General features: G+C 67.5%; 16 protein-coding genes. 11 read left to right on the top strand and 5 right to left on the bottom strand.

Annotated features, from left to right (window positions below; genetic code table 11):
- On the bottom strand, window positions 1–421 hold a 421-nt coding region (locus WA944_RS03970; RefSeq protein ID WP_526646393.1), incomplete at its 3' end, for an NAD-dependent epimerase/dehydratase family protein.
- Window positions 422–430: 9 nt separating this feature from the next.
- The gene (locus WA944_RS03965; protein ID WP_526373300.1) at window positions 431–805 is read right to left on the bottom strand and encodes a hypothetical protein; all 375 of its coding nucleotides are present in this window, start codon (window positions 803–805) and stop codon (window positions 431–433) included.
- A 102-nt stretch (window positions 806–907) separates the two neighbouring features.
- Here WA944_RS03965 and dapB point away from each other — a divergent pair, with 102 nt between their 5' ends.
- The 4 genes from dapB to WA944_RS03945 are packed head-to-tail and all read left to right on the top strand — an operon-like array spanning window position 908 to window position 3,045.
- Window positions 908–1,645 (top strand): 4-hydroxy-tetrahydrodipicolinate reductase, encoded by a 738-nt coding sequence (dapB, locus tag WA944_RS03960; protein WP_526646391.1) that lies wholly within the window; start codon window positions 908–910, stop codon window positions 1,643–1,645.
- Entirely contained in the window at window positions 1,642–2,103 is a 462-nt protein-coding gene (locus tag WA944_RS03955) for a tetratricopeptide repeat protein (protein ID WP_526609585.1), read from the top strand. Before dapB ends, WA944_RS03955 begins: the two co-directional genes overlap by 4 nt.
- The gene (locus tag WA944_RS03950) at window positions 2,100–2,555 is read left to right on the top strand and encodes a flavodoxin family protein (RefSeq protein ID WP_526373294.1); all 456 of its coding nucleotides are present in this window, start codon (window positions 2,100–2,102) and stop codon (window positions 2,553–2,555) included. The genes WA944_RS03955 and WA944_RS03950 overlap by 4 nt, the downstream gene beginning before the upstream one ends.
- 13 nt (window positions 2,556–2,568) lie before the next feature.
- Window positions 2,569–3,045: a hypothetical protein gene (locus WA944_RS03945; protein ID WP_526373293.1), complete on the top strand. Its 477-nt coding sequence runs from the start codon at window positions 2,569–2,571 to the stop codon at window positions 3,043–3,045.
- Between the two features lie 21 nt (window positions 3,046–3,066).
- Here the strand turns inward: WA944_RS03945 and WA944_RS03940 are convergent, their stop codons facing one another.
- Entirely contained in the window at window positions 3,067–3,807 is a 741-nt protein-coding gene (locus tag WA944_RS03940) for a dienelactone hydrolase family protein (RefSeq protein ID WP_526373292.1), read from the bottom strand.
- Window positions 3,808–3,848: 41 nt separating this feature from the next.
- Here WA944_RS03940 and WA944_RS03935 point away from each other — a divergent pair, with 41 nt between their 5' ends.
- From WA944_RS03935 to WA944_RS03905, 7 genes are all read left to right on the top strand, one after another.
- The gene (locus WA944_RS03935; protein ID WP_526373290.1) at window positions 3,849–4,649 is read left to right on the top strand and encodes a thymidylate synthase; all 801 of its coding nucleotides are present in this window, start codon (window positions 3,849–3,851) and stop codon (window positions 4,647–4,649) included.
- A gap of 22 nt (window positions 4,650–4,671) precedes the next feature.
- A complete protein-coding gene (locus WA944_RS03930) occupies window positions 4,672–5,166 on the top strand; it encodes a dihydrofolate reductase (protein WP_526373289.1) in 495 nt (164 codons plus the stop codon).
- Window positions 5,167–5,210: 44 nt separating this feature from the next.
- The gene (locus tag WA944_RS03925) at window positions 5,211–6,446 is read left to right on the top strand and encodes a winged helix-turn-helix domain-containing protein (RefSeq protein WP_526373288.1); all 1,236 of its coding nucleotides are present in this window, start codon (window positions 5,211–5,213) and stop codon (window positions 6,444–6,446) included.
- A 29-nt stretch (window positions 6,447–6,475) separates the two neighbouring features.
- Window positions 6,476–7,384: an alpha/beta fold hydrolase gene (locus tag WA944_RS03920; RefSeq protein ID WP_526373286.1), complete on the top strand. Its 909-nt coding sequence runs from the start codon at window positions 6,476–6,478 to the stop codon at window positions 7,382–7,384.
- A gap of 96 nt (window positions 7,385–7,480) precedes the next feature.
- Window positions 7,481–8,245, top strand: a complete 765-nt coding sequence (gene thyX / locus WA944_RS03915; protein ID WP_526373284.1) for an FAD-dependent thymidylate synthase — start codon at window positions 7,481–7,483, stop codon at window positions 8,243–8,245.
- Between the two features lie 51 nt (window positions 8,246–8,296).
- Window positions 8,297–9,199 (top strand): 4-hydroxy-tetrahydrodipicolinate synthase, encoded by a 903-nt coding sequence (gene dapA, locus WA944_RS03910; RefSeq protein WP_526373283.1) that lies wholly within the window; start codon window positions 8,297–8,299, stop codon window positions 9,197–9,199.
- The gene (locus tag WA944_RS03905; protein WP_526373281.1) at window positions 9,199–10,875 is read left to right on the top strand and encodes a ribonuclease J; all 1,677 of its coding nucleotides are present in this window, start codon (window positions 9,199–9,201) and stop codon (window positions 10,873–10,875) included. The genes dapA and WA944_RS03905 overlap by 1 nt, the downstream gene beginning before the upstream one ends.
- On the opposite strand, the gene WA944_RS03900 is transcribed toward WA944_RS03905, so the two are convergent.
- Window positions 10,872–11,531 carry a response regulator transcription factor gene (locus tag WA944_RS03900; RefSeq protein ID WP_526373279.1) on the bottom strand — a complete coding sequence of 220 codons (660 nt, stop codon included), beginning with the start codon at window positions 11,529–11,531 and terminating at the stop codon, window positions 10,872–10,874. The genes WA944_RS03905 and WA944_RS03900 overlap by 4 nt on opposite strands.
- Window positions 11,532–11,662: 131 nt before the next feature.
- Window positions 11,663–12,029 (bottom strand): class I SAM-dependent methyltransferase (locus WA944_RS03895; protein WP_526646388.1); only part of this gene is annotated, 367 nt, incomplete at its 5' end.

The raw sequence follows: 12,029 nt of genomic DNA, 5'->3' as shown, positions 1-12,029 counted from the left end.
AGTAGGTGGGGAACATCGACTTGTGGTTGTCCCCGAGCGCGGTGGACTCGGTGCGGGGTTCGTCGTCCGGCGGGTCGTAAACCGCCGCCGAGGAGCACTGCAGAAAGGCTTTTGCATCGGGACAGTGCGCCATCAGCAGTCCGACTGATTCCGCGTTGGCTCCGAGGTCCTTGTCCCAGCGCCCGCTCTTGGCCACCGCCAGGTTCAGCACGTAGTCGAAGTCGGACGGAATGCCGGAGAAGTCACCGGCAGCCAGATTGACCGCCTCGCAACGCACCCCGGCTTTTTCCAGCTCTTCGCGTGCGGTGGCATCGGTGAAGCGGGCGATGCCCCACACCTCGTTGTCGGCCACGAGCGCTTTCGCGACGGGGGTCGCCACCTGGCCCGTCGCACCGGTGATCAGGATCTTGTAGCCGCGCATGGGGTGGCGCTACGACACTGTCAACGTGACGTTGTACAGGTTGACCGCGACGTCGCCGGGGAGGATGTCGACGAACGTCGGAGCGTCTCGCAGCGCGCCGCCGGTGGCGATGATGTTGCCTGGAAATGTTCCCGCACAGGGGAAGTCGCTGCATCGCAACCAGTACCCCGGTGCGCTCTGATAGGGGTGCATGCTCGGTGATTGGTCGACGCGGTAGCGCCCGGGCGGGATGAAGGTCGTCGCCCAGCCTTCGCGCGGTTGGGTGCTGACGCCGAAGACGCCGTTGCTTCCATAGCTCACCGGCGCCGCCCCGGCCGGTGCGGCCAGGGTGCACGCCGACACCAACGCGCCTGCAGCGGCCAGTGCCGAGACGATGCTGTTCATACCCAGAAGCGTAGAGGTGTCGTCACGGATCTTTGTCGTCTTCGGGCAGGAGGTATCTTGCGAGGCCCACAGACGGTCTGGCGCGCACGTTAGGGTTACCCCATGCGAGTCGGAGTGCTGGGCGCCCAGGGCAAGGTCGGCGCGACCATGGTGCAGGCGGTGCAGGATGCGGACGATCTCACGTTCTCTGCGGGGGTGGACGCCGGCCAACCGGTGTCGGCGCTGGTCGATGCCGACACCGAGGTGGTCATCGATTTCACTCACCCCAGCGTCGTGATGGACAACCTGAAGTTCCTGATCGACAACGGTATCCACGCCGTCGTCGGCACCACCGGCTTCACCGATGAGCGCATCGACGAGGTGAAGGGCTGGTTGACGGCCAAGCCCGAGGTGGCGGTGTTGATCGCGCCGAACTTTGCGATCGGCGCGGTGCTGTCCATGCACTTCGCGCAGCAGGCGGCGCGGTTCTTCGAGTCCGTGGAAGTCATCGAACTGCATCATCCGCACAAGGCCGATGCCCCGTCCGGGACGGCCGCCCGTACCGCGAGGCTCATCGCCGCAGCCCGAAAAGGTCTGCCGCCCAACCCCGATGCCACCAGCACCGGTTTGGACGGCGCGCGTGGTGCCGATGTCGACGGCGTCCCGGTCCACTCGGTACGCCTCGCCGGGCTCGTCGCGCATCAGGAGGTGTTGTTCGGCACGCTGGGCGAGACGTTGACGATCAGGCACGACAGCATGGATCGGACGTCGTTCGTGCCGGGAGTGCTGTTGGCCGTGCGGAAGATCCGCGAGTTCCCCGGGCTGACGGTGGGTCTCGAGCCCCTGCTCGATCTGACATGAGCGACGGAGCGCGCGCGCTACGCATCCAGCTGCTGATCGCGTTCATGTGCGTTGCGCTCGTCGTGTACTTCGTGATGCTCGGTCGCGCCGCGTTCGTGTTCATCTCCTCCGGGCGGCCTGCGGCAATCGGATTGGGCGTGGCGATCCTGATGCTGCCGGTCATCGGCAGCTGGGTGATGGTGGCGACGTTGCGGGCCGGGCTAGCGCACCAGCGCTTGGCACGCCTGGCGCGAGAGGAGGGGATGGATCTCGACGTCAGTGAACTGCCCCGCAGGCCGTCCGGCCGTATCCAGCGGGATGCCGCAGACGCGCTTTTCGCGACGGTGCGCGACGAACTGGAATCCGACCCCGACAACTGGCGGCGCTGGTATCGATTGGCACGCGCGTACGACTATGCCGGCGATCGCACCCGGGCCCGGGAGGCGATGAAGAAGGCTGTCGAGATGGAGGCATCGTGAGCAAGACGCTCCTGGTCGTGCATCACACACCGTCCCCGGGCACCCGTGAGCTCCTCGAAGCGGTCCTGGCCGGGGCGAACGACCCCGAGATCGACGGTGTCGACGTCCGGGTCCGGCCGGCACTCGCCGCCACGGTGTCGGACATGCTCGAGGCGGACGGGTATCTGTTCGGCACCACCGCGAACTTCGGGTACATGTCGGGCGCATTGAAGCACTTCTTCGACACGGTCTACTACCCGAGCCTCGATCATGTGGCGGGCCGGCCGTACGGGCTGTGGGTGCACGGCAACAACGACATCACCGGTGCCGTCAACTCCGTCGAACGGCTGGCCACGGGCCTGGAACTGGCCAAGTCCGCCGACACGCTCGAGGTCACCGGGCCCGTTGATGCGACGGTCCGGGACCGTGCCTACGAGCTGGGTGGCACTCTGGCGGCAATGCTCATGGACTGACGGAAGGAAACACATGCCTGGAATCGCCGAACTCGCCCTGGGCGCCGCACCGATCGCCGGGGGCGCGTTGCTCGGAGCGGCCGCGGGCAACATCAAGCCGCCCGACATGCGCGGACTGATCAGCAAGGATCTCGATCTGCTCTCCCGCATCCCAGCGGAGCAGGAGGACCGCCGGGCCAGGCTGCAGCGCAGCATCGATCAGCGCATCGACGACCTGATCGCCGCGACCGACAAGAGCAGGCAACTGCGCGAAGCGGCGTCGAGCTACACGGGGCTCGGCGGCTGGCGCGACGTCATGGTGCTGGTGGCCACCCTGTTGTTCACGGTCATCTGGTGGCACGTCGACCACAGTCGATCCAACTGGATGTTGATGTTCATAGTGCTTGTGGCACTCAATGTCGTCGTTGCGGGTTATGTGCTGCGCGACGTCCGCAACGCGTTCCGGCACAAGCGGCACGGCGAGTCAGGCGCGGACTCGCCTGCGTCCTGATGTGCTCGGGGGCCGGATCGGTCACCGTGACAGGTGCGCAGCAAAAAACGTCGTCGTCGCATCCCAGTGGCGCCGCGCCGCCGCCTCGTCGTACGGGGCGTTGTCCGGCACTGCGAAACCGTGCAACGCCGGGTAGAACTCGATCGTGTGCTCGACCCCCGCCGCGGTGAGCGCCTCGTCCAGGGTCTCGCCGTCCTCGGCGGTGAACGACCCGTCATCCTGGGCGGCCCCCACGTACACCGCCGCCCGCATCCGATCGGCGAGCAGGTGCGGACTGCCGGGATCGCCGGCCACCAGCCCGCCGCCGTGGAACGACATCGCCGCCGCGACCCGCTCGGGAACGCTGCCGGCGACCACCAAGGAGATGCGCCCACCCATGCAGTACCCGGTGGTTCCGAACGATGTCCCACGGACCTCCGGCCGCACCGACAGGTGGTCGAAGAACGCCGTCGCATCGGCCACCGCCTTCTCGGTGGTCACCGACGAGATCATCGCGAACAACCGGGCGCGTTCGGTCTGGTCCTCGAACACCGTGGCCATGCTGAACGGCGCCCATTCACCCTCGCGGTAGTACATGTCCGGCACCAGCACGGCGTATCCGTGACCGGCGAGCTCGTCGGCCATCGCGGAGAAGGTGGGGCGCACACCTCCCGCGTCGGGGTACATGACGACGCCGGGCCAGGGCCCGTCCCCGTCGGGGGTGTGCAGGGAGACAGGGCAGGAACCGTCGGTGGTCGCCACGGCATCGTTGATCGTCGGCATGGTTGTAGTTCTACTCCGGCCGGGCCACGTAAGCTGAGCGCGTGCCGATCGCCACCCCGTATGAGGATCTGCTGCGCCTGGTGCTCGACACCGGGATCCCGAAGTCCGACCGCACCGGCACCGGGACCCGCAGCCTGTTCGGCCACCAGCTGCGCTACGACCTCGGGCACGGGTTTCCGCTGATCACCACGAAGAAAGTGCACACCAAGTCGATTGTCTACGAGCTGCTGTGGTTCCTGCGCGGTGACTCGAACGTCCGGTGGCTGCAAGAACGCGGCGTCAAGATCTGGGACGAATGGGCTTCCCCCACAGGTGATCTCGGTCCGGTGTATGGTGTTCAGTGGCGGTCCTGGCCGACGCCGTCGGGTGAGCACATCGACCAGATCAGCGCAGCGCTGGAACTTCTGAAGTCCGACCCCGACTCGCGACGCAACATCGTCTCGGCGTGGAACGTCGGAGAGATACCGCAGATGGCGCTGCCGCCGTGCCACGCGTTCTTCCAGTTCTACGTGGCACAGGGCCGACTGAGCTGTCAGCTCTACCAGCGCAGCGCCGACCTGTTCCTGGGGGTGCCGTTCAACATCGCCAGTTATGCGCTGCTGACCCACATGATGGCCGCGCAGGCCGGCCTCGGTGTCGGCGAGTTCATCTGGACTGGAGGGGACTGTCACATCTACGACAACCACGTCGAGCAGGTCACCGAGCAACTGTCGCGGACTCCGCGTCCGTACCCGCAACTCGTTCTGGCGCATCAGAATTCGATCTTCGACTACACCTACGACGACATCGTCGTGAAGAACTACGACCCACATCCGGCGATCAAGGCCCCGGTGGCTGTATGAGGACTGCTCGCAGGTCCGAATCATGACCGTGACCCTCAACCTGATCTGGGCGCAGTCCAGCTCCGGGGTCATCGGCCGGGACAACACCGTTCCGTGGCGGGTGCCCGAGGACCTGGCACGTTTCAAGGAACTCACGATGGGCCACACCGTCATCATGGGCAGGCTGACCTGGGAGTCACTGCCGGCAACTGTGCGCCCGTTGCCCGGTCGCAAGAACGTCGTGGTGACCCGGCAACCCGGTTACCTGGCCGAAGGGGCGCAAGTCGTCGGCTCGCTCGAGGACGCTCCGCTCGACGATGCCTGGGTGATCGGTGGTTCGCAGATCTACGGCCTGGCGCTGCCGCTGGCGAGCCGGTGTGAAATCACCGAGGTGGACCTCGATCTGCATCGGCAGGACGACGACGCGTTGGCGCCGGTCCTCGACGAGTCCTGGGCCGGCACCGAAGGGCCCTGGCAGGACAGCTCCTCGGGGTTGCGCTACCGGTTCTACAGTTATCACCGCATCCCCGAGTCGTAGCCGCGGCGTCGCAATCTGTCGGTGCGGTAGGCGACGATGACCTGATGGCTTCCTCTGCCCGCGCGCGCGGGGCGACGCTGACCGCCGCCCAGGCACGCCGGATCGCCATCACCGCGCAAGGATTCGCCGAGGCGAAGCCGCCCGGCCCGGTCAACCGGGCGCATCTGCGCAGGCTGATCGACCGCATCCAGGTGTTGCAGCTGGACTCGGTCTCGGTGGCGGTGCGCGCGCACTACGCACCGGTGTTCAGCCGGCTCGGTCACTACGACCGCGAGATCCTGGACCGGGCGGCGTGGAGTCACTCGGCGCGCTCACCGCGGCTGCTCGTCGAGTACTGGGCGCACGAGGCCGCGCTGATGTCGGTCGACGACTGGCCGCTGCTGCGCTGGCGCATGCGGGAGTACCGCCATGGCCGCTGGGGCACCGAGATCGTCAAGCGCAACGCCCGGCTCGCCGACGACATCGTGGCTGCGGTCGCGGCACTGGGTCCGTCGACCGCCGGGCAGATCGAGGCGCACCTCGAGTCCGAACCGCGCGGGCGCAAGGGGCCGTGGTGGGATCGCAGCGACACCAAATGGGTGGCCGAGGCGCTGTGGTCGGCAGGGGTGCTGACGACGGCGACCAGGGTCGGGTTCGCCCGGCACTACGACCTCACCGAAAGGGTGCTGCCCGCCGACGTGGTGGCAAGGGACGTCGACGAAGCCGACGCCGTCCGAGAGCTGACGCTGCGGGCGGCCACCGCGCTCGGCATCGGCACAGAAGCCGACCTCCGTGACTACTTTCGGCTCGCTGCCCGGCAGGTGAAGCCGGCCATCGCGGATCTGCTGGCCTCCGGCGAGATCGAGGGGGTGGACGTCGCGGGCTGGGCGGCGCCGGCCTACCTGCGCGCCGGCCAGGTCGTCCCGCGCAAGGACCGGGGGACGGCTCTGCTATGCCCGTTCGACCCGCTGATCTTCTTCCGGCCCCGGGTCGAGCGGCTGTTCGGATTTCACTACCGCATCGAGATCTACACCCCGGCCCCCCGGCGTCAGTTCGGTTACTACGTATGGCCGTTGATGCTCGACGGGCAGCTCGTCGGGCGCGTCGACCTCAAAGCCGACCGGATCACCAACACCCTCCACGTCGCCGGAGCGTTCGCCGAGGACGGGCACCGGCATTCGCAGGTCGCCGAGGCGCTCGTGGGGGAGTTGCGTGCGATGGCGAGCTGGCTCGGGCTCGAGGACGTCAGCGTCGGTGAGCGCGGCGACCTCGTGACGGAGTTGTGCCGCAGTCTTGGTTAAGTGGTGCCCGTACGGAAAGGATGGTGCCCATGGACTTCCTCCGCACGCCCGACGAGCGCTTCGAACAGCTGCCGGATTTTCCCTTCGCGCCGCATTATGTCGAGTTGGGCGCAGACCTCGAGGGACTGCGGATGCACTACCTCGACGAGGGGCCGCCGGACGGGGAGGTGGTCTTGTTGCTCCACGGCGAGCCGTCCTGGAGCTACCTCTACCGGAAGATGATCCCGGTCCTCATCGACGCCGGGTTGCGTGCCGTGGCGATCGACCTCGTCGGGTTCGGCCGAAGCGACAAACCGACACTTCGGGAGAGCTACACCTACCAGGCGCACGTCGACTGGACCTGGGCGGCCATCGAAGCCATCGGCCTGACCGACATCACGCTGGTCTGCCAGGACTGGGGCGGACTCATCGGCCTGCGCCTGGTGGGCGAGCACCCCGGCCGGTTCGCCAGAGTGGTGGCCGCCAACACCGTGCTGCCCACCGGCGATCAGCCTCCCGGTGACGCGTTCCTAGCCTGGCGACGGTTCAGCCAGGACAGCCCGGAGTTCCCCGTCGGCAGGATCATCAACAACGCGTGTGTGTCGGACGTACCGGCAGAGGTGATGGCGGCCTACGACGCGCCGTTCCCCGACGATTCCTACAAGGCCGGCGCACGGCACTTCCCGATGCTGGTACCGACCAGCCCCGATGATCCCGCGTCCGGGGCGAACCGGGTCGCCTGGGAGTCGCTGCGCAGTTTCGATCGGCCGTTCCTGTGTGCCTTCTCCGACTCCGATCCGATCACCCGCGACGCCGCACCGATGCTGCGCAAGCTCGTCCCCGGAGCCGCGGGGCAGCCGCCGGTGACGATCGAGCAGGCCGGCCACTTCCTGCAGGAGGACAAGGGCCGCGAGCTCGCGGAAGTCGTGGTGGATTTCGTCAGGGCCAATCCGCGGTAGGCGATGCAGGGCCGGACACCGCTCCAGGAGGGGATGCGGTGACCGCCCAACGCATCCGGCCCGCCGATCCGCGGGGTTCCCGGATAGGGTGTGCCGGTGGCCGAGATCGCGCCGCTGCGGGTGCAGCTGATCGCCAAGACGGAGTTCTCGGCACCTGAGGATGTGCCGTGGGACACCGACGCCGACGGTGGCGCCGCGCTGGTGGAGTTCGCCGGCCGCGCGTGTTATCAGAGCTGGTCGAAGCCCAATCCGCGCACCGCCACCAACGCTTCCTATGTGCGTCACATCATCGACGTCGGGCACTTCTCGGTGCTCGAGCACGCATCGGTGTCGTTCTACATCACCGGTATCTCACGCTCCTGCACCCATGAGCTGATCCGGCACCGGCATTTCTCCTACTCGCAGCTGTCCCAGCGTTTTGTGCCCGAGAACGAGTCGCAGGTGGTGGCTCCACCGGGGATCGAGAACGACCCGGAGCTGGAGGAGATCTTCACCGCCGCGGCCGATGCCAGCCGCGCTGCCTACGCCGAGCTGCTCAGCCGCCTGGAGGCCAAGCTGATCGGTGACCAGCCCGCCGGACGTGCTGCGGTGCTGCGGCGCAAACAGGCCCGTCAGGCGGCCCGCGCCGTACTGCCCAACGCCACCGAGACACGCATCGTCGTCACCGGCAACTACCGGGCATGGCGGCACTTCATCGCGATGCGAGCCAGCGAGCACGCCGACGTGGAGATTCGGCGGTTGGCCATCGAGTGCCTCCGCCAACTCGTCGGTGTCGCCCCCCAGGTGTTCTCCGACTTCGAGATCACCGTGCTCGCCGATGGCACAGAGGTGGCGACCAGCCCGCTGGCAACCGAGGTGTGAGCCGACAAGGCAGTCGTGGCGCGGTGAGCCGAGGAGGTAATCTTGGTGCCCGTGAGTACCAGCGGTTTCGACGCCAGCGCCCGTTTGGGCACCCTGCTGACCGCGATGGTTACTCCGTTCAAGCCCGACGGTTCGCTGGACACCGCCACCGCCGCCCGGCTGGCCACCCGGCTGGTCGATGAGGGTTGTGACGGGCTGGTGGTCTCCGGCACCACCGGCGAGTCACCCACCACCACCGACGACGAGAAGGTGACGCTGCTGCGCACCGTGCTCGACGCCGTCGGTGACCGCGCGCGGATCATCGCGGGAGCCGGCACCTACGACACCGCCCACAGTGTCCACCTGGCAAAGGCGTACGCCTCCGAAGGCGCGCATGGCCTGCTCGTGGTCACGCCGTACTATTCGCGACCGCCGCAGTCGGGCCTGATCGCGCACTTCACCACCATCGCCGACGCGACCGAGCTGCCGATGATCCTCTACGACATCCCGGTGCGCTCCGTGGTGCCCATCATGTGGGACACCATGCGCATCCTGGCCGAGCACCCCAACATCGTCGCGATCAAGGACGCCAAGGGCGATCTGCACGGCGCCGCTGCGATCATCTCCGAGACCGGGCTGGCGTACTACTCCGGTGACGACGCACTGAACCTGCCCTGGCTGGCAATGGGCGCGGTGGGGTTCGTCAGCGTGTGGGGCCACGTCGCGGCCAGTCAGCTGCGGGACATGTTGACGGCCTTCACCTCCGGTGACATCGCGACCGCCCGCAAGATCAGCGTCACCCTGGGGCCGCTGAACGCCGCCCAGACCAGGTTGGGCGGGGTCACGCTGTCGAAGGCCGGTCTGCGACTTCTCGGTTTCGACGCCGGCGAGCCGCGGCTGCCCCAGATGCCCGCCGACGGTCAGCAGATGGATGCGCTGGCGGCTGACATGCGTGCTGCGGCGGTGTTGCGGTAGTGGACACCGAGTTCGCTGCGCCGGGTCCGCTGGCCGCGGGAGGTCTGCGGGTGACCGCTCTCGGCGGCATCAACGAAATCGGGCGCAACATGACCGTTTTCGAGCATCTGGGCCGATTGCTCATCGTCGACTGCGGGGTGCTGTTCCCCAACCACGACGAACCCGGCGTCGACCTGATCCTGCCCGATCTGCGCCACATCGAGCATCGGCTCGACGACGTGGAAGCGCTGGTGGTGACACACGCGCACGAAGACCACATCGGCGCGATCCCGTTCCTGCTCAAGCTGCGGCCCGACATCCCGGTCGTCGGTTCGAAGTTCACGCTCGCCCTGATCGGCGCGAAATGCCGCGAGCACCGCATCAAGCCGGTGTTCGTCGAGGTGGCCGAGGGGCAACGCTCCACCCACGGCGTGTTCGAGTGCCAGTACTTCGCGGTCAACCACACGATTCCCGGCTGCCTTGCGATCGGGATCCACACCGGCGCCGGCACGGTGCTGCACACCGGAGACATCAAACTCGATCAGATGCCGCTCGACGGCAGGCCGACCGATCTGCCCGGGATGTCGCGACTCGGCGACGCCGGGGTGGACCTGTTCCTCTGCGATTCCACGAACTCGGAGATCCCCGGTGTCGGGCCGTCGGAAAGCGAGGTAGGGCCCGCATTGCATCGTCTGATCCGCGGTGCCGAGGGCCGGGTCATCGTGGCGTGCTTCGCGTCGAATGTCGATCGGGTGCAACAGATCATCGATGCGGCGGTGTCGTTGGGACGCCGGGTGGCCTTCGTCGGCCGATCGATGGTGCGCAACATGGGCATCGCCCGCGACCTCGGTTATCTCAGGGTCGCCGACGCGGACATCCTCGACATCGGCGCCGCCGAGATGATGCCGGCCGATCAGGTGCTTCTGATCACCACCGGCACACAGGGCGAGCCGATGGCCGCGCTGTCGCGGATGTCGCGCGGCGAGCACCGCAGCATCATGCTGACAGACGGTGATCTCATCATTCTGTCCTCGTCGCTGATACCCGGTAACGAGGAGGCGGTGTACGGGGTGATAGATGCGCTCGCCAAGATCGGCGCCCGCGTGGTCACCAATCAGCAGGCGCGCGTGCATGTCACGGGTCACGCGTACGCGGGCGAACTGATGTTCCTCTACAACGGGGTCCGGCCGCGCAACGTGATGCCCGTGCACGGGACGTGGCGGATGCTGCGCGCCAACGCGGCCCTGGCCGCTCGCGCAGGGGTGCCGGAGGACAACATCGTGCTGGCCGAGAACGGGGTCAGCGTCGACCTGGTGTCCGGCCGGGTGAGCATCGCCGGAGCGGTGCCGGTCGGCAAGGTTTTCGTCGACGGGCTGGTCACCGGGGACGTCGGCGATGCCACACTGGGGGAGAGGCTGATCTTGTCCTCCGGGTTCATCGCGGTGACCGTTGTCGTGCACCGGGGTACCGGCAAGCCCGCCGGCCCGGCACATCTGATGTCGAGAGGCTTCTCCGAAGACCCCAAGGCGCTGGAGCCCGCGGTCCGCAAGGTCGAGGCCGAACTCGGCAACCTCGCCTCTCAGAACATCACCGACCCACCCCGGATCGCGCAGGCGGTCCGTCGCGCTGTGGGCAAGTGGGTGGGGGAGACCTACCGTCGGCAGCCGATGATCGTGCCGACCGTCATCGAGATCTAGGCTGCCGATAGCCGATAGCCGACGCCCCGCAGCGTGACGAACCAGTCCGGGCCCAGTTTGCCTCGCAGATAGCGGATGTACACGTCCACCACGTTGGAGCGGGCATCGTTGGCACCCCACACCTGGCGGCGTATCCGTTCGCGTGTCAGGACCTCTCCGGGGTGGCGCAGGAACATCTCGGCCAGTGCGCATTCGCGTACCGACAGGTCGACGAAGTAGTTGCCGACGTAGGCGCGCCTGGTCTTCAGGTCGAGCCTCAGTTCTCCGAACGTCAGGACCGGGGGATCCGCCGGCCGTGGGGCATTCAGCCCCCGCCGCACCTGGGCGAGCAGTTCGTCGAATCGGAACGGCTTGGCCACATAGGCATCGGCCCCGGCGTGCAGGGCCGCCGCCGTGGCGGCGATGTCGGTCCGTGAGGTGAGCAGCACGACGGGAAGCGACAGGCCCTCGGCGCGCAGCCGGCGCACGATCTCGAATCCGCCGTGACCCGGTAGCTCGGCGGCGAGCACGATCAGGTCGAATCTCCCGTTGCGGGCAGCCGACCAGGCCGTCCCGCCGTCAGTGGCCACCCGCACCGCGAAGCCGTGGGCGATCAGGCCTTTCCGAATCACCGACAGAACTCGAGGGTCGCTCTCGGCGATCAGTATCGCGGCCATCGTGATCCCCCACCTTGTATCCATGCCGATTCCCCGGTCGACTCCAGGGTCGTCGGTGAACGGCCGGCCCGTTAAGGGTCATGGGGTGCGTCTGGGAGGGCCCAAAGTCCCCAATGGGGCAGGCCCTTTGCTCAGCGCTCGGCGAGCACGGTCCATTCGATGCGCGATGCCGCGACCGAGCGCTGCGCCGGACGGATGTAGGTGTCGCGGAAGTAACTCGGCCCGGCCTGCTCGACCAACCGCCAGCCGCAGTCGGCCAGGAGTTCACCGACCTCTTCGGGCACCAATCCGGACTTCCACACCTGCCGGCGCTCCCGGAACCGGCGGTACACCGCGTCGGCACCGTACAACTGCGTGCCATCGATGAAGTCTTGGCGGATGTAGGTGAAGACGAGCCGGCTGCCGGGCGCCGCGGCGCCGAGCTGTCGCAGTGTGGCGCGTACCGCCTCTGGGGTGAGGTATTGCGTCACGCCCTCCCAGATGAAGAACGTGCGCCCG

The organism is Mycobacterium sp. (assembly GCF_049683355.1).
In the GTDB taxonomy this organism is placed as follows: domain Bacteria; phylum Actinomycetota; class Actinomycetes; order Mycobacteriales; family Mycobacteriaceae; genus Mycobacterium.
Note: the sequence above shows the minus strand (reverse complement) of the source record. Positions and strands in the feature narration are given on the sequence as shown.